Origin of the sequence: Streptomyces sp. NBC_00654, from assembly GCF_026341775.1 — a bacterium.
In the GTDB taxonomy this organism is placed as follows: Bacteria; Actinomycetota; Actinomycetes; order Streptomycetales; family Streptomycetaceae; genus Streptomyces.
Genome location: NZ_JAPEOB010000003.1, coordinates 1153569 through 1175292, shown reverse-complemented (window position 1 = coordinate 1175292; position 21724 = coordinate 1153569). Strand labels below are relative to the sequence as shown.

The following is a 21724-nucleotide window of genomic DNA, read 5'->3' as shown; positions in this document are numbered from 1 at the left end:
CCTTCTTGTTTCAGAGTCAAGATGATGGGCGTCCGCTCGTCAAGAGGTGTTCACCGGCCGTGACCGGGGGTTCGGGGTATTCGGCATAGGCTCTTCGGCATGCCACGTAACCGACAGCAGATCCCCAAGGCCGAGCGCGAGGCCGCCATGGTCGAGCACGCATGGGAGCTCTTCGCGGCCAAGGGGTACAAGGCGACCAGCGTGGCCGAGGTCGGCCGGGCGGCCGGGGTCGCGGCCAATGCCGTGCGCTGGTACTTCCCGACCAAGGACGACCTGTTCGCGGCGGCGATCGACCGCTTCTTCGCGCAGGTGCGTGCCCGGGTGGAGGCGGATCCCGTGGCCGGCGGCGACCCGCAGCGCGAGCTGGTGACCCTGCTGGCCGACATGGAGCCCTATCGGGGGCTGCACCGGGAGGCGTACGAGCGGATAGTCGAGTCGAAGGCGCTCGGCGAGACCTATGCCCGGATGCAGGAGTGGCTGGAGGAGCGCCTGCTCGCGGCCATCGCGACCCGGCTGCCCGAGGGTGCCGACGTCGGGCTCGTCGCGGACACCGCGCATGTGCTGTTCGAGGGGCTGCTGGTCAGTGTGCGCAGAAGCGACCGTGAGACCGGTGAGCTCGTCGAGCTGCTGACCGAGGCGCTGGTGGCGGCCGCCACCGCGCGCGCTGTGAGCTGACCCGCCCCCACCTGCTCTGGCCTGCCGCCACTTGCCTCGGCCCGCTCTGGCCTGCCGCCACTTGCCTCGGCCCGCTCTGCCCGGCCCCGCTCTGTTTGGCCCCGCGCTGAAGGCCGCCGCGCGCTGAGTGCTGCCCTGCCTCGACCCGCCCCGGGCGCCGACGGCCGCTTTCCGTGCATCGTCACCCATCTCCCGTACGCCATGAATGCCGCGACCGCGACCGCGACCGCGACCGTCCCCGACGACCGGCGGCCGGCGGCCGGTGACCGGCCGCTTTCGCGTGCCCGCGACGGGGCCCGTCCCGTTCTCTTGACTGCCGCACAAGAGCGTCCCTATGCTCCTCTTGTATGGCAGCCAAGAAGGCTGTTTCTGCCCTCGATGAGGAGGTTGCTGTCATGGCTTCTCCAGGCAAACTCGCCCACATCGTCTTCCGGACCGGTCAGGTTCCAGAGATGACGGAGTGGTACGTACGGGTCCTCGAAGGCCGCGTCACGTTCTCCAACGGCTTTATCGCCTTCCTCACCTACGACGACGAGCACCATCGGATCGCGCTCGTGGGTACCGGGGCGTCGGAACGGCCGGGTGAGTCGCACACCGGTCTGCACCACGCGGCTTTCACCTACGACACGCTGGGTGACCTGTTGGGCACCTACCGGCGGCTGAAGGCGGACGGGGTCCATCCGTTCTGGTGCATCAACCACGGGCCGACCACGTCGATGTACTTCGCCGACCCCGACGGCAACCACATCGAGCTGCAGATCGACAACTTCGCCACGGAGGCGGAGCTCGACGGGTGGTTCCGTTCCGGGGCCTTCGCCGACAACCCGATCGGGGTCGAATTCGATCCGGACGAACTGGTCCGCCGCTTCGAGTCGGGTGAGCCCTTCGCGGAACTGGTCAAGCAGTCATGACCGTGACCGGCACCCCCGTGGTCATCGTCGGTGCCGGCCCCGTGGGGCTGGCCACCGCGCTGGTACTGGGGCGGCACGGCGTACGCAGCGTCGTGTGCGAGCGGTACTCCGGTGTCAACCCGCACCCTCGGGCCCACGTCGTCAACACCCGGTCCATGGAGCTGCTGCGGGCCTGGGGCGTCACGGACGCGGTGCTCAGGGACGCGGTCGCCCCGGAGTGGACGCACAACATCCGGTGGAAACAGACCTTGTCCGGGCGCGACCTCGGCCGCATCAACCTGGCCGATGGCCCCGCCGAGGACATTCTGCGCCGCATCGACGCGTCCCCCGAGGTGCTCACCTCCTGCGCCCAGGACCGCGTGCAGCAGCACCTCCTGGACGCGGTGCTCGCCCAGGGCATGGCCACGCTCCGCTACGACACCACCGTCCTCGACGTGACCGACCGGGGCGGCGACGTCGAGGTGGCGGTGGAGAGCGGGCAGCGGCAGGAGACGATCAGGGCGCGCTACGCGGTCGCGGCCGACGGGGCGACCGGCGTGATCCGCGACGCGCTCGGGATCGGGCTCGAAGGGCCGCCGGTACTGGGCCACCAGCTCAACATCTACTTCCACGCGGACCTGTCCCCCTGGACGAGCCGTGATCCCGCGCTGCTGATCTGGGCGATCAACTCGGTCTCCCCCGGTGTCTTCATCGGGATGGACGGCGACCGCCGGTGGACCTTCCAGCGGAGCTTCGACCCGGCCACCGAGTCACCGGCCGACTATCCGCCCGAGCGGTGCGCGCAGATCATCCGCGACGCGGTCGGCGTGGACGAACTCGACGTGGAGATCCGGGCCGTGGGGCCGTGGACCATGGCGGCGCGGACCGCGGAGCGCTACCGCAGCGGCCGTGTCTTCCTGACGGGCGATGCCGCGCACCAGTTCCCCCCGACGGGCGGGCTGGGCATGAACACCGGCCTCGCCGACGCGGACAACCTCGCCTGGAAGCTCGCCGCGGTGATCAACGGGTGGGCGCCCGAGGACCTGCTCGACAGCTACGAGAGCGAACGCCGCCCGGTCGCCCTGGACAACGCACGCCACAGCGTGAGCAACGCGCTCAAGATGGCTGACGCCGGCATCGGACCGGACACCGGCAGCATCGCCGCGCGCCTCGAAAGCCCGGACCCGGAGGTGGCGGCCGAAGCGCGCAGGCGGCTCGCGGCGGCCATCCCGGTCCAGCGGCCGCACTTCGACGCGCTCAACCAGGAGATCGGTTACGTCTACGGGCCCGGCCGGCCCGTGGACGGAGCGACGGACGCCCCGCCCTCCGCGACCGACTTCCGCCCGTCCGCGGTGCGCGGTGCCCGGCTCCCGCACGCCTGGGTCGAACGGGCCGACGCCCGGGTGTCGACGCTGGACCTCCTGATCCCCGGCTTCACGCTGATCGTCGGGCCCGCCGGCGGGGTCTGGGCCGACGCCTTCGCGGCGGTGGCCGAAAACGTGCCGTCGCACACCGTCGTGGTCGGCCGGGACGTCGTCAGCACCGACGGCACCGGACTGGAACAGCTCGGCATCCCGGCGGACGGAGCCGTCCTCGTCCGGCCCGACGGACACATCGCGTGGAGCAGCGCCGAGGGAACCTGCGAGGACTCCCTGAGCGCGGCGCTGTACGAGCTGCTGACCGCGAGCCGGGCCGCCGCCTAGACCGGGCCGCCGCCTGGACCGGGCCGCCGCCTGGACCGGGCCGCCGCCTGGACCGGGCCGTGGCCTGGAGCGGGCGTCGTCCGTTCAGCAGCACAGCTGTATTCCGGTACGAAACGTGCACAGGGGCCCGGCAGGCGGTGAGCTCGCCGTCCGCCTGGCCCCCTCTCGCACGGCCCGTACGCCGTTGACCGCCGATGTCATCGCGGGAGGAAAGCACATGGACCACAAGGACAAGAAGGACCGCACAGGCCACGCGGATCACGCCGGTCTCGACGACCGTACGGACCGCGACGACCGTACGGAGACGCCGAAAGCCGCGCGCCCGACGCTTCAGGACCGGTACGTGCGCGAGGAGGGCAGCCTCCACCTCACGGGTATCCAGGCGCTCGCCCGGCTGACCCTCGACCTGCGCCGGGCGGACCGCCGGGCCGGGCGCCGTACCGCCGCCTTCGTGTCCGGCTACGAGGGCTCGCCCCTGGCCGGCTACGACATGGAGCTGGAGCGCTGCCGGGAACTGCTCGACGAGTACGACGTCGTCCTCCGGCCCGGTGTCAACGAGGAACTGGCGGCCACGGCGGTCCAGGGGACACAGCTCGCGGCCATGCAGCCGGACAAGCGCGTCGACGGCATCACGGGCATCTGGTACGGCAAGTCGCCCGGACTGGACCGGGCGTCGGACGCCCTGCGGCACAACAACCTGATGGGTACGCACCCCGACGGCGGTGCGCTCGCCCTGGTCGGCGACGACCCCGCCGCGAAGTCCTCGACGGTGCCCGGTGCCTCCGAACTGCTCCTGGCCGACCTCGGGATTCCCACGCTCTACCCCTCCGATCCGCAGGAGGCGCTCGACTTCGGGCTCCATGGCGTCGCCATGTCGCGGGTCAGCGGACTGTGGGTGGCGCTGAAGATCGTGACCGCCGTCGCCGACGGTTCCGGCACGGTCGACGTGGGCGCCGGGCGCGTCTCGCCGGTCGTACCGGATCTCTACGTCGACGGCACCCCGGTCCGGCACGCCGTGGCCGCCCGGATGGTGCAGCCGGCCCTCGGCGAACTGGAACGGAGCAGGGACGGCGCCCGCCTGGAGATCGCCCGGCGCTACGCCGCCGTCAACGGCCTCAACCGGATCACCCGCACAGGACCGGACGACCGCGTCGGGATCATCGCCCCCGGCAAGACCTATCTCGACCTGCGCCAGGCGCTGACCGGCATGGGACTCGACGACGCCGGACTCGCCCGGCACGGCGTCCGCCTGCTGCACCTCGGCATGATCCATCCCCTCGAACCGACGGTGGTCGAACGGTTCGCGGCCGGACTGCGCCACATCGTCGTGGTGGAGGAGAAGCGCCCGCTGATCGAGACGGCGGTCAAGGATCTGCTCTACGGCACCGAGGCCATGCCGACGGTCTCCGGCAAGCGGGCGGCGGACGGCAGCGCCCTGTTCCCGTTGGACGGAGAACTCGACCCCGACACGATCGCCGCACGGCTCGCCCCCACGCTGGCGGCCCTCGGCGTGCGGGCTGCGGGTACGCAGACCGGGGGAGCCGGGGGCGCCAAGGGCGCGCGTCCGCTCCTGTCGCTCCTGCCGCTGGTGACCCGTACCCCGTACTTCTGCTCCGGCTGCCCCCACAACCTGTCGACCAAGGCGCCGAAGGGGTCGACCGTCGGCGCCGGTATCGGCTGCCACGCCATGGTCACGCTCATGGACCCGGCCCAGGCCGGAGACGTGATCGGCATGACGCAGATGGGCGGCGAGGGCGCCCAGTGGATCGGCATGGAGCCGTTCCTGGAGCGGAACCACCTGATCCAGAACCTCGGCGACGGCACCTTCCACCACTCCGGGAGCCTCGCCGTCCGGGCAGCGGTCGCGGCCGGGGTGAACGTCACGTACAAGCTGCTGTACAACTCGGCGGTCGCCATGACCGGCGGGCAGCAGCCGGCCGGCGTGATGACGGTGCCCGCCATCGCCGGGGGACTCCTCGCGGAGGGGGTCGCCCGGATCATCATCACGACCGAGGACGTGAAGCGGTACCGGAAGGTGAAGCTCCCCAAGGGCGTACGCGTCTGGCACCGCGACCGGCTGACCGAGGCGCAGGAGACCCTCGCGGCCGTCCCCGGCGTCACCCTGCTGATCCACGACCAGGAGTGCGCCACCGAACTCCGCCGCAAGCGCAAGCGCGGGCTCGCCCCCGATCCCGTGGAACGGATCATGATCAACGAGCGGGTGTGCGAGGGGTGCGGCGACTGCGGCCGTAAGTCCAACTGCCTGTCGGTCCAGCCCGTGGAGACGGAGTTCGGCCGCAAGACGCGGATCGACCAGTCCTCGTGCAACAAGGACTTCTCGTGCCTGGCCGGCGACTGCCCCTCGTTCCTCAGCGTCGTCCCGGCCAAGGGGAAGTCCGGTGCGGCCCCGGGGAAGCCGGGGGCGGCCTCAGGCAGGTCCGGTGCGGCTCCGGGGAAGTCCGGTGCGGCCCCGGCGGCCCGGACCGTCCCGATGCCCGACGCCGCCGACCTGCCGGAGCCCGTGGGCACGCCCACCGCTTCGCACACCACACGGATCACCGGGGTGGGCGGTTCCGGTGTCGTCACCCTGGCGCAGATCCTGAGCACCACCGCCGCACTCGCCGGACGCCATGTCAGGGCCCTGGACCAGACCGGGCTCGCGCAGAAGGGGGGCGCGGTCGTCTCCGACATCAAGATCACGGACGAACCCACCCTGCAGGCCGGCAAGGCGGCCGAGGCGGAGTGCGACCTCTACCTCGGCTGCGACCTGCTCGTCGCGGCGGACGCCGGGAACCTCGCGGCGGCGGCCCCCTCCCGTACGGTCGCCGTCGTCTCCACGGCGGAGGTCCCCACCGGGCAGATGGTGATCGACCCGCAGGCGTCGTTCCCGGCCGCCGGACCGATCAGGGACCGTATCCGCGAGGCCACGCGCACGGCCGTGTTCCTCGACGCCCGGCACCTGGCCAACACCCTGCTCGGGGCGGACCAGTACGCCAACCTGCTGCTCACCGGCGCGGCCCACCAGTCCGGCGCGCTGCCCCTGCCCGCCGAGGCCGTCGAGGAGGCGATCGCCCTCAACGGGGTGAAGGTCGAGGAGAACCTGAAGGCCTTCCGCTACGGCCGCCTGGCCATCGCCGACCCCGCGGGGTTCGCCGAGGCCCTGGCGGCGGCGGAGGGGCCGAAGGCTCCCCGGCAGTCCGTGTCCGCCGTCGCGGCCGGGCTGATCGCGCAGGTCGGCGCGGCACCGGGCTCGGAGCTGGCCCGGCTGCTCGACGTCCGGGTGCCCGACCTCATCGCGTACCAGAACGCCGCCTACGCCACCCGCTACACCCAGTTCGTCGAGCGGGTGCGGCGGGCCGAGGAGGAGAAGGTCCCCGGCTCGGCGGAACTCACCGGGACCGTGGCCCGGCACCTGTACAAGCTGATGGCGTACAAGGACGAGTACGAGGTGGCGCGGCTCTCGCTGGACCCCGCCGTGGAGCAGGAGGTGAAGGACCGCTTCGGGGAGGGCGCGCGGATGTCCTACCGTCTCCACCCGCCGGCGCTCCGGGCGCTGGGCATGGAACGGAAGATCGTGCTCGGCCCGTGGTTCAAACCGGCGTTCCGGCTCCTCGCCGCGATGCGCCATGTCAGGGGCACTCGGCTCGACCTGTTCGGCGCGGCTTCCGTACGCCGTACGGAACGGGCGCTGATCACCGAGTACGAGGCGATGATCACGGAGATCTGCCGCACGCTGAGCCCGGCGGATCTTCCGTCGGCCGTGGAGGTCGCGTCACTGCCCGACGTGGTGCGCGGGTACGAGGACATCAAGATGGCGGCGGTCGTGGAGTACCGCGCGAAGGCGGACGAACTGATGGGCCGTTTCGCCGGACGGGAATCCGCCCCGGCGCACGCGGGCACGCGCTGACGCCCTGGGACGTACGGCCGGGTGAGCGGGTGCTTTCGCCCGCTCACCCGGCCGCTACCGCCGGCTTTCCTGCCGGTACGGTGCCCGGCTCACCCGGCCGGTACGGTGCCCGGCTCACCCGGCCGGTACGCACAGCCCGGCTCTCCTGCCCGTCCGGTGCCCCGCTCACCCGGCCGGTTCGATGTTCTGGTTGGCGTGGAACAGGTTGTGCGGGTCGTACCTGTGCTTGATCTCGGCCAGCCGGTCGTAGTGGTCGCGGTAGGTGGCCCGGACGCGCTCCTGACCCTCCCCCGCGCCGATGAAGTTCACGTACGCACCGCCCATGGAGTACGGGTGCAGTTCCTCCCAGTAGTCCACCGCCCACCGCCGGATCGCCGAGGCGTTGGCCGGGTCGGGGTCGATACCGCCGATGACCCCGGACCAGACGGCGTCGCGGTAGGCCCACGCGGTGTCGTCCGGGGGGACCCGGCCGGCCGCCGCGTCGACCGGGTAGAGGTGCATGGTCGTCAGATCGGTGGGGAGATTCTGGGCGTACTTGGCGTGCACGTCGATCGCCTCCTCCGTGATCCGGTCGAAGAAGGCCCCGCGCCAGTACCACTGGAGGCCCTTCGGGATCAGCTCGTCGAACATGGTCTGGAGCACGGGGTAGGGCATCGGCGTCGTGAAGTGGAAGGCGGGCGGGCCCGGTTCGTTCACGGCGGCCAGGGCCTCGTCGAGACCGTCGGGGTCGCCGGTCGAGCACCAGACGACACCGCACATCGGCAGGCCGTGGATCTCCTCGGGGAAGGGCGGGCCCGGTGGGACGGTCAGCGTGGCGAAGAAGCCGTTCAGCTCGTCCGGTGCCTCGGGCAGGAACTCGCGGTACCACCGCAGCACTTCGTGCATCAGGTCGAGCGGCCACAACGTGATCGCGACGCCGACGGTGTCCACCGGGTGGAGCCGGAAGCGGAACGAGGTGACGATGCCGAAGTTGCCGCCGCCGCCGCGCAGCGCCCAGAACAGGTCGGCGTTCTCGGTCCCGCTCGCGGTGACGAAGCTGCCGTCGGCGAGCACCACGTCGGCGGAGAGCAGACTGTCCACGGTGAGCCCGTACGCGCGGGTGAGGTGGCCGTGCCCGCCGCCGAGCGTGAGGCCGCCGACGCCGGTCGTCGACATGATGCCCGCCGGGGTGGCGAGGCCGAAGGCGTGGGCGGCGTGGTCGAGGTCGCCGAGCTGGGCGCCACCGCCGACCTGTGCCGTCCTCGCGGCCGGGTCGACGCGCACGCCGCGCATCGGCGACAGGTCGATGGTGACCCCGTCGTCCACCAGGCACAGGCCCGCACCGCTGTGTCCGCCGCCCATGACGGCCGCTTCGAGACCGTGCTCCCGTACGAAGTCGACCGCGGCCATGGCATCGGCCGCGTCGGAACACCGCACGACAGCCGAGGGCCGACGATCGATCATGGCGTTGTAGATGGTGCGCGCCTGCGTGTAGTCGGGGTCCTCCGGGCCGATCACCGGCCCGCGCAACGCGGTTCTCATGGTTTCGAGCGTGGCACCGTCCATGGCCTTCTCCTCGGGATGGCGCGGACCGCGACACACACCCGGCTGCTTCCCCCTGCCGTCTGTCGGTGATCGGTCGGTCGTACGCCGGCGCTTCGGCACCCCGAGAGCCGCGGGCGTCGTCGGACACCGCAAGGCTGTATCACCAGCCTCTCCCCGGTCGACGGGTCCCGCAATTCTCCGGCTCCCCGGGCACGGCCGATCTCCCTGGGCATGGCCGGTCTCCCTGGGCATGGCCGGTCTCCCTGGGCATGGCCGGTCTCCCTGGGCATGGCCGGTCTCCCTGGGCATGGCCGATCTTCCCGGGCACGCCGGTCACCCCCGGCGGTGGCCCTCGACGATGCCCGCGAAGCCGTCGAGCAGCGGTCCCAGTCCGAACTCGAACAGCACGTCCAGGTCCAGGTCGTAGCCGTCGGCGAGGGCGGTGGAGACCTTCGCGAAGACGGGGTAGCGGGCCGATCCGGCGAGCGCGCGAAGGGATTCCACCTGACCGGCCATCCATTCGTCCTCGCTCTGCCCGGTGGCCGCCTCGGCCTGGGCCTCCTGCTCCACGCTGACGGCGAGGCCCTGGACATAGCTGTAGAGCAGCACATGGACGTCCATCATGGTGGCCGGCTCCAGCCCGTGGCCGTCCAGCGCACTGAGCGCGCACTCCGCGTGGACCATCAGGTTGGGCAGCACCAACGGACGCGAAAGCGGTGCGAGTTGGGCCAGCCACGGGTGCCGGCGGTACACGGTCCAGAGGGTCCGGGCGCACAGTTCGAGCCGGGCGCGCCAGCCCTCGGGGGGTGTCGCGGGATACGTCTCCTCGCCGAAGGCCGTGTCGGCCATCAGCAGGACCAGGTCCTCCTTGCTCTTCACATACCGGTACGGGGACATCGCGGCGACCCCGAGCCGCGCCGCGACGCCACGCATGGAGAGCGCGGACAGACCCTCGGTGTCGGCGATGTGCATGGCGGCACGCACGATGCGCTCGCGCGTCAGCTCATGGTCGGGGGAGGGGGAGCCGGGGGAGACGGAGGGGGAGCCGGGGGCTCTCGGGAGGGGCGCGGGAGACACAGGGGCCGCGAGAGGCGCGGGAGGGGAAGCGGAAGCGGTCGCGGGCGCGCGCCCCGCGGCCACCACCGTGCCGATCCGTGGGCGGGTCTCCACGTACCCCTCCAGGCGCAGCGTGGTGAGCACCTTCGTCGCGGTGGCCAGGGCGACGCCCCAGTCCTTGGCGATCTGCCGGGTCGAGGGGACCCGGTCACCCGGGGCGAGTTCACCGGCGGTGATGCGGCGACGGATCTCACCGACGATGCGCCGGTACGGGGGCTGGGTTTCCGCGGTCATGCCCTGCTCCTCCTCTTTCTCTCCCAGGCGGCGTTCTTCTTTTTCGGGCGCTGGGGCTGTACTAGTGCAGAGGCTAGCAGGAGAGAAGGCGGAAAATCGCGGCCCTGCACTAGCTCAGGTGCGGAGAAGTGTGCTTGGCAGGCGTGCGCGTACGCCGTACATTCAGTGCGCGTACACCGTACGAATCGGTGGCGCGGACAGCCACAGGACCGAAGGGGTTCCGCCATGAAGAACGTCCTCATCTCCGGCAGCGGTATCGGCGGCTCGGCACTCGCCCGGCTGCTGGGCGAACAGGGCCGTACCGTGACCGTCGTGGAGCGCGCCCCCGCCCCGCGCCGGGGCGGTCAGGCCATCGACATCCGCGGCGTCGCCCTCGATGTCGTCGAGCGGCTCGGGCTGCTGGACCGGGCGCGCGGCGCCCGTACCAGGATGCGGGGCATGTCCGTCCTCGACGGGGACGGCAACGAGATGCACCGCTCCACCGAGTCCACCTTCAGCAGCGGCCGGCTCGACAACGGCGACATCGAGGTGCTCCGCGAGGACTTCGTACGGATGCTGCACGAACGCGTCGGGGACGGGGCGGAGTTCCTCTACGGGGACAGCATCACCGCACTGGAGGAAGCGGAGGAGGGGGTGCGCGTCACCTTCGAGCACGCCGCCCCGCGCACCTTCGACCTGGTGGTGGGAGCCGACGGGCTGCACTCGGGGGTGCGGCGGCTGGCCTTCGGCGCCGAGGAGCGGTTCATCCGTCATTTGGACATGCACATCGCCATCTTCGGCGCGGACAACTTCCTGGGCCTCGACAACTGGCAGGTGTGGCTCCGGGAGGGGACGGCCGGGTACGGCATCTATCCGGTGCGCGACAACACCGAGCTCCGGGTCACCTTCGGCTTCGGGGGCGGGCCGCTCGGGCCGGAAGCCCGGACCCAGGAGGCGTACCGGGCGCTGGTCGCCGCGCACATGGCGCCGCTGCGCTGGGAGAGCGACCGGCTGCTCAAGGCGCTGCGCGAGGCGCCCGACTTCTACGCCGATGCCGTGGCCCAGGTGCGGATGGACCGCTGGTCGCGGGGGCGGGCGGTGCTGCTGGGCGACGCCGGGTACGGGGCGTCCGTGCTCTCCGGGCAGGGCACCGGCCTGGCGCTGGTCGGTGCTCAGGTGCTGGCGGACGAACTGGCGCGGGCGGACGGTGACCACACGCTCGCGTTCGCGCGGTACGAGGAGCGGATGCGTCCGTTCGTCACGGTCAACCAGGCCCTCGTCGAGGGGCGCGGCGAGGCAGGCTCTCCCGCGTCCGAGGAGGCTCTCGACCGGGCCAAGAACGCCATCGTGCTGGAGGTCTGACGTGCCAGGTGGTCAGGAGTGCGTCCGGCATGCCGTAGAGTTGCATTCAACGACGCGGGGTGGAGCAGCTCGGTAGCTCGCTGGGCTCATAACCCAGAGGTCGCAGGTTCAAATCCTGTCCCCGCTACTGAAGGACCGGGCCCGGTACGCATACAGCGTGCCGGGCCCGAGTCGTTTCCGGACCGTGTGCCGGATCCACCGGGTCCATGGGTGCCGTATCCGCCGTATCCGCAGGGGCCGTGACGCGTACGAGCGCGGCGGCCGGTGGTGGCGCTCGCTGGGCGCGGCGGGGCAGAGGAGATGTATGCCGCCGATCCGCGTTTCGCGAAGAACTACGATCGGTACGGGGACGGCACCGCCGCCTTCGTACGGGATGCGCTGACGATCTACGCGGAACTCCGGCTCTCCGACTGACCTCCGGAGGCCCCGGCCCCGCACGCTCCCCTCTTTTGGCCGATGAGGAGTCGCCGCACGGCGCGGCTCCGGCAAGCCTGGACGGGGCGCGGTACCGTCCGCAGCCGTGGATGGACCGGGCAGGAGTGCACAGGTGGGGAAGCGGGACAGGCGGCGCGGGAGACCTGCCGGGCTGCCCCGCGCCCGGAGCCGTTGGCGGTCGGCCTTCCCGGTGCGCGGGCGTGTGGTCCCCTCCTTCGGTTTCCCGGCCCGCCATGGTGGCCGGGGGCCGGCCGGAGGCGTCGGGGCCCGCCGGTTCGTACGCGCGCTGCCCGCCCTGATGATCGGCGGCGGGCTGCTCTTCGACGTCGGGACCCCGCCGACCTTCACCGCCGTACCGCTGTTCGTGGCGGCACCGCTGATGGCCGCCCCGTTCTTCAGTCTGGCCAGCACCGTCCGGACCGGCGTGGCCTCGGTGCTGGCCGTCTTCGCTCTGCACCTGTACGCGGGGACGCTGACCCGGGCCGCTCCGGTCACCGAACTGATCACCGTGCTCACGGCCTCGGTGCTCGCCCTCGTCATCAACGGTGTCGTGCGGCGCGGCAACGAGCAGCTGGCCTCGGCGCGCTTCATCGCGGAGACCGCCATGCGGGCCGTGCTGCCGACCCCGGACGACCGGATCGGCGGACTGCATGTCGCCGCACGGTACGAGGCGGCCCAGGCGGACGAGTTCGTCGGCGGTGACCTGTTCGCCGTGGCGGACACCCCGCACGGCGTACGTCTGGTGCTCGGGGACGTACGGGGCAAGGGGCTCGACGCGGTCGAGGCGGTGGCGGTGATCATCGGGGCGTTCCGGGAGGCCGCCGAGCAGGAGCGTTCGCTGGAGGGGGTCGCCCAGCGGCTGGAACGGGCGCTGGCACGGGAGGGGACCCGGCGCGGCGGGCTCGACGCGATGGAAGGGTTCATCACGGCGGTGCTCGTCGAGATCCCGCCCGGCTCCCTCTCCTTGCGCATCGTCAACCGGGGGCACCCCGAACCGATCCTGCTGCACGCGGACGGAGCGCTGGAGGTGCTGTCGCCGACCGTGCCCGCGCTGCCGCTCGGGATGAACCTGGGTGCGTGGCCGGACCGGGCCGACGAGTGGGGTCTGCCGCCGGGGGCGACGCTGCTGCTGTTCACGGACGGCCTCTCCGAGGCGCGGGACGCGTCCGGGGCCTTCTACGATCCGGCGGCCCGGCTGCGGGGCCGGATCTTCCCCGGGCCCGAGGAACTGCTCTCCGCGCTCACCGACGATGTCCGGCTGCACACCGGCGGCCGGTCCACTGACGACATGGCACTTCTCGCGGTGGGAAGGCCCGCTGAGGGACAGCCGGAGCGCCGGACGACCGTGAGGATCGTGGGCCGGGGCGATGAATGAGCGGGACGTGCGGGCGTGAGGTGCGGACGGGGACGTGGACGGATGTGTGGACGGATGTGTGGACGGACGTGTGGACGGACGTGTGGACGGGATCCGTGGTTGGAGCGCGTGCCGGTTGCCGGGCGATACCACCGTACGTAATCGAAGGACACCGCTCCGCATAACATTTGATGCAATGTCAGAAATCAAGTAGTGATCAAATCGTGCTCTGCTCGTCCGATTCGGGATGGTTGCATCACGTAAGTCCAGGCCGAAGTCGCGAACGATCACTGGGAAGAGCTTGGAATAGGACCCGTCCGTCTATTAACGTTCGATAACGCAGCGCGGTCGTCCCAGTCGTCGCAAGAGGCGGCACCGTGCGCGAGCGCCGAATCCCGCAAGGGAACCGGGGAACCACCTACATGGGGTGAATCGGACACCTGCGTCTCGTCAGAGGCGGAGGGGCCCGTAGGAGACCTTCCTGCTCCGAACCCGTCAGCTAACCCGGTAGGCGAGAAGGAAGGAAAGGAGTGCGCCCACGTGGCGTCCAACAAGCCTGCCCCCGAGGCCCCGTCACCCTTCGCCACCGGCAACTTCGGTGACTCGGACAGGACCTGGGAGGAATGGAATCCCACCGAGGAGTCCATCCGGCCCGTGCGCGGCAGGCACCGCGTAGCCAAGCAGCGGGGACTCGCCCGTAGCTCCACCGTCCTCGGGGTCGGTGTCATCGCGGCCGTCGGAGCGGGCGGCATGGCCACCGCGCAGAGCAAGCCGCCGGTCTCCATATCTCTTCCCGATTCCCTCGCGGCCAGTCTCCCCGACGCCAAGTCCCTTCCCGGCGTGGGTTCCTTCCTGTCCGACGACGAGGACAAGAAGCCGGTCGCGACCGCACCGCTCACCTCCGCGGGTATCACCGACGCCGAGGCGGAGCAGGGCACGACCGACCCGGGCGAGGCACTGCGCGCCCGCATCCTTCAGCAGGCCGAGCAGCAGCAGGCCAGCGCCGACGCCGAGGCCAAGGCCGCGGAGGAGAAGGCGGCAGCCGAGAAGGCCGCCGCCGAGGCCAAGAAGCAGCAGGACAAGGCCGAGGCCAAGGCCGCCGCCGAGAAGAAGAAGGCGGAGGAAGCGGCGAAGAAGAAGGCGGAGGCCGAGCGCCTCGCCAAGCTCGCCGCCAGCTACGCGCTGCCGACGTCCTCGTACAGCATCACCTCGACCTACGGTCAGTCCGGCACGATGTGGTCCTCCGGCCACCACACCGGCCTCGACTTCGCGGCGCAGAGCGGCACCCCGGTCAAGGCCGTGCACAGCGGCACCGTGAAGTCCGCCGGATATTCCGGCGCGTACGGCTACCGCACGGTCCTGGTGCTCGATGACGGCACGGAGATCTGGTACTGCCACCAGTCCTCGATGAACGTGTCGGCCGGTCAGAAGGTCAGCACGGGCGACACCATCGGCCGTGTCGGCGCCACCGGCAACGTCACCGGCGCCCACCTCCACCTGGAGGTCCGCACCCCGGGTGGCTCGGCCATCGACCCGATGAGCTGGCTGCGCAGCAAGGGGCTCACGGTCTGAGAACCCGTTGGGTGACCTCCGGCCGGAGGCCACCCGGCAGGCTCCGAGTCCCGCCCCGGCACCGCGCTTCCCCTGCCCCAGCGCCGCGTTCCCCCCGCGCCCTCACCGGGCGCCCCCGAACCCCGGCAGCCCTGACGCACACCCCCCGACGTCAGGGCTGCCGGTCCGCTGTCATGGAATAGCGCCCCCGGGTGCTCTCGTTGAACTCTTCATGACTTCTGTGACTTCTCTGCGCCCGCTCGGTTCCTCCGGCCTTCAGGTCTTCCCCCTCGCCCTCGGCGGCAATGTCTTCGGCTGGACGGCGGACGAGGCACAGTCCTTCGCGGTGCTGGACGCGTACGCCGCGGCGGGCGGCAACTTCATCGACACCGCCGACTCCTACTCCGCCTGGGTCCCCGGCAACGAGGGCGGCGAGTCGGAGACCGTCATCGGCAAGTGGCTCGCCTCGCGTGCCAACCGGTCCGACATCGTCGTCGCCACCAAGGTCGGTGCCCACCCCTCGTACAAGGGGCTCTCCGCCACCACCATCAGGGCCGCCGCCGAGGAGTCGCTGCGCCGGCTCGGCACCGACCACATCGACCTGTACTACACGCACTTCGATGACGAGACCGTCCCGGTCGAGGAGATCATCACGGCCCTCGACCGGCTGGTGAAGGACGGCAAGGTGCGTGAGATCGCCGCCTCCAACATCAGCCCGGAGCGGCTCCAGGCGTCCCTGGACTTCTCCGAGCGCGAGGGCCTGGCCCGCTACGTCGCCCTCCAGCCGCACTACAACCTGGTCTCCCGCGACACCTACGAGGGCGCCCTCCAGGACACCGCGGCCCGCGGCGGGCTCGCCGCCGTCCCGTACTTCGCGCTGGCCTCGGGCTTCCTCACCGGAAAGTACCGTCCGGGTACGTCGGTCGACAGCCCGCGGGCCGAGGGCGCCGGCCGGCACCTGGAGTCGGAGCAGGGCCGCAAGGTGCTGGCGGCGCTCGACACGATCGCGCGGGAGCGCGAGGCCGAGATCGCCACGGTCGCCCTGGCCTGGCTGGCCGCGCGGCCGACCGTCGCCGCACCGATCGCCTCCGCCCGCACGGTCGAGCAGCTGTCCGCGCTGGTCGCGGTGGCCGGCCTGCACCTGACGGACCAGGAAATCGCCGCGCTCACCGAGGCGTCGGCCTGATCCACGGCGGGACCGGTCCGGCACGCGGTGGGCCGGTCCCGCCGACCGGGCCGGGGCGCGTGCCGTCCCGGTTACTGCGGGGGACGCAGATACGGGTTGGCGCCGCCGTACTGCTGGGGCGGGGTCGCGTGCGGTGCGGGCCCGTACTGCTGGGGCGGGAACTGACCCGCGTACGGCGGTCCCGCGTGCCCGTACCGCTGCGGACCCGGCGTCGCGTACGGATACGGCTCCGGATACGGATACGGCCCCGGATACGGGCCCGGGGATGCGTACGCGTGCGGGTGCTGCTGCTGCGGGAACTGCCCGCCGTACGGCGCGGCCGGGCGGCGGGGGTGCGTGTGCAGTCGGCCGGTCGCGTGGGCCGCGTACGTCAGAGCCGGACCGGCGATCTCCCGGCGCTGCCACAGGTGGTGCAGCAGCTCCCGCTCCCGCCCGGCGAAGTCCGGGCCCGCCGAGTCCAGGCGGGCCCTGCGGCGCAGCCCGGCCAGGGACGTCGCGAACGACTCGTACTCGGCGACCGCCCGCGCCGCCGCCCGGCCGCGGGCCCGGTCGGGGTGGCCGTGCCAGTGGCGGGCCAGATCACGGGCCATGCCGCGTGCCCGCATCGAGGAGAGCGCGAGCGGTTCGGCCGGGGTCAGCCAGCCCGCCGCCGCGTACGCGGGCAGCTCGGCGGAGAGCGTACGCAGCTCGCGCCGGCGCGTGAAGACGGCCAGCCAGGTCACCAGCCCGAACGCCGGGACCATGAAGATCCCGTACACCACGTAGAAGCCGTACGGGCCGAACGCGGAGGAGCCGTTCCACAGGGCGTGCATGCCCATCGCGAGGAGCAGGCCCAGCGCCGGCAGCAGGATCCGGCGGACCCGGTGGCGGCGCGCGCCCACGGCGGCGAAGCCGAAGCCGATGCCGGTGAGCACCGTGAACAGCGGATGCGCGAACGGTGACATCACGATCCGGACGAAGAACGTCCCGGCGGTCATCGAGCCGAGCCCCGTCACCCCCAGCTGCTGGTCCTCGCCGAAGGCGTTGCCCAGATAGAGGATGTTCTCGGTGAAGGCGAAACCGGTCGCGGTGAATCCGGCGACCACGATGCCGTCGACGATGCCGCTGAACTCCCGCCGCCGGAACAGGAAGATCAGTAGTACGGCGGCCGCCTTGGCGCTCTCCTCGACGATCGGGGCGATCACGGTGGCGCCGAGGGTGTCGGCGCCCGCCGGGTCGGCGGTGGCCGTGGCGATCCAGCGCGTCGCGAACGAATTGGCGATGATCGCGACGAGCGCGGCGGCACACGCACCCCAGGCGAAGGAGAACAGGAGGTTGCGCCAGGGGCCCGGTTCGACCCGGTCCAGCCAGCGGAAGGCCGCCATCAGCAGCGGCACGGGCAGCACGGCCAGCCCCAGCCCGACGAGGAATCCCTCCGAGCCGGTCTGCTCACGGACCAGGGACAGGATCACCAGCCCGCACAGCGCCAGCACGACGATCACCGCACCGGCGCGGAATGCCTTGCTCCGCCACACCATGCCGACGCGGCGCGGCCGGTATCGCCACTGGCCACGCTCCGGAACGGCGCCCAGGATCTCGCCGAGCCGTCGCTCCTCGAGAACCGGGACGGCCGGCTGCGGCTGCTGGTGCTGCACGGACCCGTCGGACACCCCATGACCCTAACGACCGGGACTGACACCTGACCATCCGCGCCGGGGCACACGGCCGGTTCGCAGCGTTCACCGCCCGGCCGCCGACGGTCCGGCCGCCGGCGCGTGGTCCGGCCGCCCGCCCGCGGTCACGGCCCGCCCGCGGTCACGGCCAGGCCGCGGTCACGCCGACGCTCAGCGCTTCAGACGCGGGCGAACAGCAGGTCGTGGACGACGTGCCCCTTGTCCAGTCCCTGCCCCTCGAAGCGGGTCAGCGGTCGGAACGCGGGCCGTGGGGCGTATCCGCCGTCCGCCCGGGTGTTCTCGAAGAGGGGGTGCGCGGTGAGGACGTCCAGCATCTGCTCCGCGTACGGCTCCCAGTCCGTCGCACAGTGGACCACGGCGCCCGGCCTGAGCCGCTGGGCCACCAGGTCCAGGAACTCCGGCTGGATCAGCCGCCGCTTGTGGTGCCGCGCCTTGGGCCACGGGTCGGGGAAGTACACCCGGAGCCCGTCGAGCGAGTCCGGCTTCAGCATCTCGCGCAGCAGGATGACCGCGTCACCGTTGGCCACCCGTACGTTGGACAGGCCGGCCCGGTCCGCGAGCCCGAGCAGATTGCCCTGGCCGGGGGTGTGCACATCGACGGCGAGGATCCCGGTGCCCGGGTCGTCGGCCGCCATCTGCGCCGTGGCCTCGCCCATGCCGAAGCCGATCTCCAGGACGACCGGCAGTCCGTCGAACAGCTCGGCCGTGTCCAGGACGCGCAGCCCGTCGATGTCCAGGCCCCACTTCGGCCACAGCCGCTGGAGGGCCTCCTCCTGACCGGTGGTGACCCGGCTGCGGCGCGGCTGGAAGCTGCGGATACGGCGTTCGTGGTGGGAGCCCGCCGGATCGGCGGCGGGCCCGCCGGGGAAGCGCGGCTCCTGACGGAGCCTGCGCTGCCGTTCGAAGGAGGCCGCACGCCGGGCAGCCGCGTCGTCGGCGGCACTGACATCGTCCGTGGCACTGACATCGTCCGTCGCGCCGACGATGTCCGCGGCACTGACGTCGTCAGCGGCACTCACGTCGTCGGCCGCACCCGGAGCACGGGGCGCGTCGGACGCGGGGGACTCGTCGGAGGCACGGGAAACGTCAGGAGCGTCCGCGACGTCATGGGCGTCGGGGACATCAGGCGTGGGGTTCAGAGGCTGCTCAGACACAATGACCCGATTCTACGGCGGGTGGCTTCCACCCCGTGCCGCGTGCCCGCAGCAGTGCCCGCCGTGCCACCTCCCTGCCGATGGGCAGCGAGGCCGTGGCGGCGGGGGACGGGGCGTTCAGCACATGCACGGTGTGCGGGGCCTCGCGGATCAGGAAGTCGTCCACCAGCGTGCCGTCCCGCAGGACCGCCTGGGCCCTGACCCCGGCGGTCGACGGCCGCAGATCGTCCTCGGTCACCTCGGGCAGCAGTCTCCGCACGGCCAGGGTGAACGCCCGCTTCGACAGCGAACGGTGCACCTCGCCCGCCCCGTACCGCCAGTGTCTGCGGGCGATCCGCCAGGACCCCGGCCAGCTCAGCGTCTCCAGGAGCTCACCGGGGCGCACGACCGGCCAGCCGTACCCCTCCCGGGCCAGGGCGGGCACCGCGTTCGGTCCGACGTGGACGGAGCCGTCGACACCCCGGGTCAGATGCACCCCGAGGAACGGGAACGCCGGGTCCGGCACCGGATAGACCAGCCCGCGCACCAGCTCAGGCCTGGCCAGCTCGTAGTACTCCCCCCGGAACGGCACGATCCGCACACCGGGGTCGTCGCCCGCGAGCCGCGCCACCCGGTCGCATTGCAGCCCCGCGCAGTTGACCAGCACCCGGGCCCGGACGACCAGCCCGCTCGCCGTCCGCACCGCCACACCCCAGGGACGCCGGTCGATCGCGGTGACCTCCGCCCCGTAGCGGACGATGCCGCCGGCGGCGGTGACCTCCTTCGCGAACCGTGCCGCGACCGCCCCGAAGTCGCACACCCCGGTCGTGCCGACGCGGATCGCCGCGAGTCCGCGCACACGCGGTTCGTACTCCGCGATCTGCGCCGGGCCCAGCTCCCGCACCGGCAGTCCGTGCTCCCGGCCGCGCTGCACCAGGCCGTGCAGCCGGGGCAGCTCGCACCGCTCGCTCGCCACGATCAGCTTGCCGGTCACCGCGTGCGCGATGCCGTGCTCCGCGCAGAAGCCGGCCATCTCGGTGGCGCCCCGCACCGCGTAGCGGGCCTTGAGCGAACCGGGGCGGTAGTAGACGCCGCTGTGGATCACACCGCTGTTGCGCCCGGTCTGGTGCCGGGCCGGGCCCCGCTCCTTCTCCAGCACCGTCACCCGGGTGCCCGGAGCGGACCGCGTGATCGCATACGCGGTCGACAGACCGACGATCCCGCCACCGATCACCAGCACTTCGCAGTCGTACGCCGCGTGCGTCATCATCACGCCACCTCCCACCCCGATAGTGCACTGACCCACTGACAACCGGCTCAAACCCGGACCGGGCAGGGCGTGGCACACATCCCGCACCGCGGACCGGGGCGGAGGCCGGGATCAGACCGGGGCCACCAGTAGCGGACGGGCGCGTTCGCGCAGCTCAGCGACGCGCGGCTCGTCGCCGTACGGTTCGAGCCGGTGCAGCAGATCGCGTACGTACTCCGTGGTCCGCGCCGAGGAGATCCGGCCCGCCACCTCGACCGCGCGGGTCCCCGCCGCGCACGCCGCGTCCAGATTGCCCGACTCCAGCTCGGCGACCGCGGACACGACGAGCCGCAGCCCGTGCGAGCGGACGAACTCCTCGGTCGGTTTGGACAGGGCCTGCTCGGTGAAGCGCCGCACCTGCCGGGGCGCCTTGAGGTCGCGGTAGCACTCGGCGGCGTCGGCAGCGAACCTGTCGTACGAGTAGAAGCCCAGCCACGACGGGTCGGCGTCGCCCGCCCTGGACCGCTCCAGCCAGCCCTCGGCGGCCTTGAGGGCGGCCCCCGCAGCCGGTGCGTCGCCCGCCTTCGCGTGGGCCCGCGCTTCCACCAGCCGGAAGAAGCTCATGGTGCGGGCGGTGGCGAGGCCGCGGTTGCGCTCGACGGCCGCCTGCGCGAGGTCGACCCCCTCGTCGGCGAAGCCGCGATAGGTCGCCTGGAGGGACATCGAGACCAGGACATATCCGCCGAGCGGGACATCGGCGGCGGCCCTGGCCAGGCGCAGGGCCTGGATGTAATAGCGCTGGGCGGCTTCCTGCTGCCCGGTGTCGAAGGCCATCCACCCGGCGAGCCTGGTCAGTTCGGCCGAGGCGCCGAAGAGGGCACGGCCCACCTCGTCGGTGTACGAACCGAGGAGCAGGGGCGCGGCGTCGACCCGTAAGCACTCCGGAACCATCGAGGAACGCCAGTCCCCGCCACCGTACTTGGAGTCCCAGCGGCGCGCGTCCTGGGCGGCCTCGCGCAGCTTGGCGACATCGCTGTGGCCGACCCGCAGCGGCGAGGCGTCGGCCGCGGACTCCGGGCCGGGCTGCACGGGCACCGACCCGACCGGCACGGACAGCCCCTGCGCCCCGTGTGCGAGCAGTGCGCCGGGCACGCCCGGCACGGCGGTCGAGCCGTGTGCCCTCTGCGCGCTCTGTGCGCCGTGTGCGCTCTGCGCGCCGAGGATCGCGGCACGGGCGGCCGTCGAATCCCGCGCCACCGACGGATCGGCGGGGGTTATCAGCCATCGGGAGGCGGGGGTCGCGTACGCGCTGACCGCGAACGACCCCGCCAGGGATTGCCAGATTCCGCCGCCGCCCCGCCGCCCGGCGAGATCCAGCCGGTACAGCTCGGTCGCCGACCGCACGGCTTCGCCCACGTCGCGCGGGAAGGCGAGCCCGACCTCGGGCGCCGGGTCGGCGTCCGCGAGCCCGATCTCGTGCAGCGGGACCGGCCGGCCGAGCTTGGCGCCGATCGCCGCGGCGATGAGATGGGGCGCGGCGCCCTGCGGCACCATGCCCTTGGCGACCCACCGGGCCACCGAGGTCTTGTCGTAGCGAAGTGTCAGACCGCGCTGTGCTCCGAGGTCGTTGACCCGCCGGGCCAGCCCGGCGTTACTGATTCCCGCGAGGGCGAGAACCGTGCCGAGCTTCTCGTTCGGCCCGCGTTGCTCCCTGGACATGCGCCACCCCTCGACACACAGACAGCCGCCGCGT

General features: G+C 72.1%; 14 protein-coding genes, 1 tRNA gene, 1 pseudogene and 1 riboswitch. Of the genes and pseudogenes, 10 read left to right on the top strand and 6 right to left on the bottom strand.

Translation table 11 applies throughout. The annotated features are described in order from the left end of the window. Window positions 1–99 precede the first annotated feature (99 nt). From OHA98_RS37730 to OHA98_RS37715, 4 genes are all read left to right on the top strand, one after another. Entirely contained in the window at window positions 100–675 is a 576-nt protein-coding gene (locus tag OHA98_RS37730; RefSeq protein WP_266932395.1) for a TetR/AcrR family transcriptional regulator, read from the top strand. 395 nt (window positions 676–1070) lie between these two features. Continuing rightward, on the top strand, window positions 1071–1586 hold the full coding sequence (locus OHA98_RS37725) for a VOC family protein (protein WP_266932394.1): 516 nt from the start codon (window positions 1071–1073) through the stop codon (window positions 1584–1586). 2 nt (window positions 1587–1588) lie between these two features. Continuing rightward, the gene (locus OHA98_RS37720) at window positions 1589–3268 is read left to right on the top strand and encodes an FAD-dependent monooxygenase (protein WP_266932393.1); all 1680 of its coding nucleotides are present in this window, start codon (window positions 1589–1591) and stop codon (window positions 3266–3268) included. A 217-nt stretch (window positions 3269–3485) separates the two neighbouring features. Beyond that, window positions 3486–7175, top strand: coding sequence for an indolepyruvate ferredoxin oxidoreductase family protein (locus OHA98_RS37715; protein WP_266932392.1), 3690 nt, complete (start codon window positions 3486–3488; stop codon window positions 7173–7175). Window positions 7176–7340: 165 nt separating this feature from the next. Here OHA98_RS37715 and OHA98_RS37710 read toward each other — a convergent pair whose 3' ends face one another. Together OHA98_RS37710 and OHA98_RS37705 are read right to left on the bottom strand one after the other, a co-directional pair. After that, the gene (locus tag OHA98_RS37710; protein ID WP_266932391.1) at window positions 7341–8720 is read right to left on the bottom strand and encodes an FAD-binding oxidoreductase; all 1380 of its coding nucleotides are present in this window, start codon (window positions 8718–8720) and stop codon (window positions 7341–7343) included. Window positions 8721–9032: 312 nt separating this feature from the next. Then, window positions 9033–10049, bottom strand: coding sequence for a TetR/AcrR family transcriptional regulator C-terminal domain-containing protein (locus tag OHA98_RS37705; RefSeq protein ID WP_266932390.1), 1017 nt, complete (start codon window positions 10047–10049; stop codon window positions 9033–9035). Window positions 10050–10274: 225 nt separating this feature from the next. Here OHA98_RS37705 and OHA98_RS37700 point away from each other — a divergent pair, with 225 nt between their 5' ends. The 6 genes and pseudogenes from OHA98_RS37700 to OHA98_RS37675 all read left to right on the top strand — a co-directional run bounded on the left by OHA98_RS37700 (window position 10275) and on the right by OHA98_RS37675 (window position 15916). Next, a complete protein-coding gene (locus OHA98_RS37700) occupies window positions 10275–11390 on the top strand; it encodes an FAD-dependent monooxygenase (protein ID WP_266932389.1) in 1116 nt (371 codons plus the stop codon). 53 nt (window positions 11391–11443) lie between these two features. Next, window positions 11444–11517 (top strand) — tRNA-Met (locus OHA98_RS37695). A gap of 102 nt (window positions 11518–11619) precedes the next feature. Further along, a pseudogene (locus OHA98_RS37690) lies at window positions 11620–11804 on the top strand (TipAS antibiotic-recognition domain-containing protein); the annotation flags it as partial. Window positions 11805–12027: 223 nt separating this feature from the next. Next, window positions 12028–13200: a PP2C family protein-serine/threonine phosphatase gene (locus OHA98_RS37685; protein ID WP_266932388.1), complete on the top strand. Its 1173-nt coding sequence runs from the start codon at window positions 12028–12030 to the stop codon at window positions 13198–13200. Window positions 13201–13555: 355 nt separating this feature from the next. After that, window positions 13556–13708, top strand: a riboswitch (cyclic di-AMP (ydaO/yuaA leader). Between the two features lie 11 nt (window positions 13709–13719). Beyond that, window positions 13720–14751 carry a M23 family metallopeptidase gene (locus OHA98_RS37680; protein WP_266932387.1) on the top strand — a complete coding sequence of 344 codons (1032 nt, stop codon included), beginning with the start codon at window positions 13720–13722 and terminating at the stop codon, window positions 14749–14751. Between the two features lie 220 nt (window positions 14752–14971). After that, window positions 14972–15916, top strand: a complete 945-nt coding sequence (locus OHA98_RS37675) for an aldo/keto reductase (protein WP_266932612.1) — start codon at window positions 14972–14974, stop codon at window positions 15914–15916. Window positions 15917–15987: 71 nt separating this feature from the next. On the opposite strand, the gene OHA98_RS37670 is transcribed toward OHA98_RS37675, so the two are convergent. The 4 genes from OHA98_RS37670 to OHA98_RS37655 form a co-directional block, all read right to left on the bottom strand. Beyond that, window positions 15988–17565 (bottom strand): PrsW family intramembrane metalloprotease, encoded by a 1578-nt coding sequence (locus tag OHA98_RS37670; protein WP_266932386.1) that lies wholly within the window; start codon window positions 17563–17565, stop codon window positions 15988–15990. Window positions 17566–17747: 182 nt separating this feature from the next. Then, window positions 17748–18743, bottom strand: a complete 996-nt coding sequence (trmB, locus tag OHA98_RS37665) for a tRNA (guanosine(46)-N7)-methyltransferase TrmB (RefSeq protein WP_266932385.1) — start codon at window positions 18741–18743, stop codon at window positions 17748–17750. Continuing rightward, window positions 18736–19992, bottom strand: a complete 1257-nt coding sequence (gene lhgO / locus OHA98_RS37660) for an L-2-hydroxyglutarate oxidase (RefSeq protein ID WP_266932384.1) — start codon at window positions 19990–19992, stop codon at window positions 18736–18738. The genes trmB and lhgO overlap by 8 nt, the downstream gene beginning before the upstream one ends. Window positions 19993–20103: 111 nt before the next feature. Continuing rightward, window positions 20104–21690, bottom strand: coding sequence for a sporulation protein (locus OHA98_RS37655; protein WP_266932383.1), 1587 nt, complete (start codon window positions 21688–21690; stop codon window positions 20104–20106). Window positions 21691–21724: the final 34 nt, after the last annotated feature.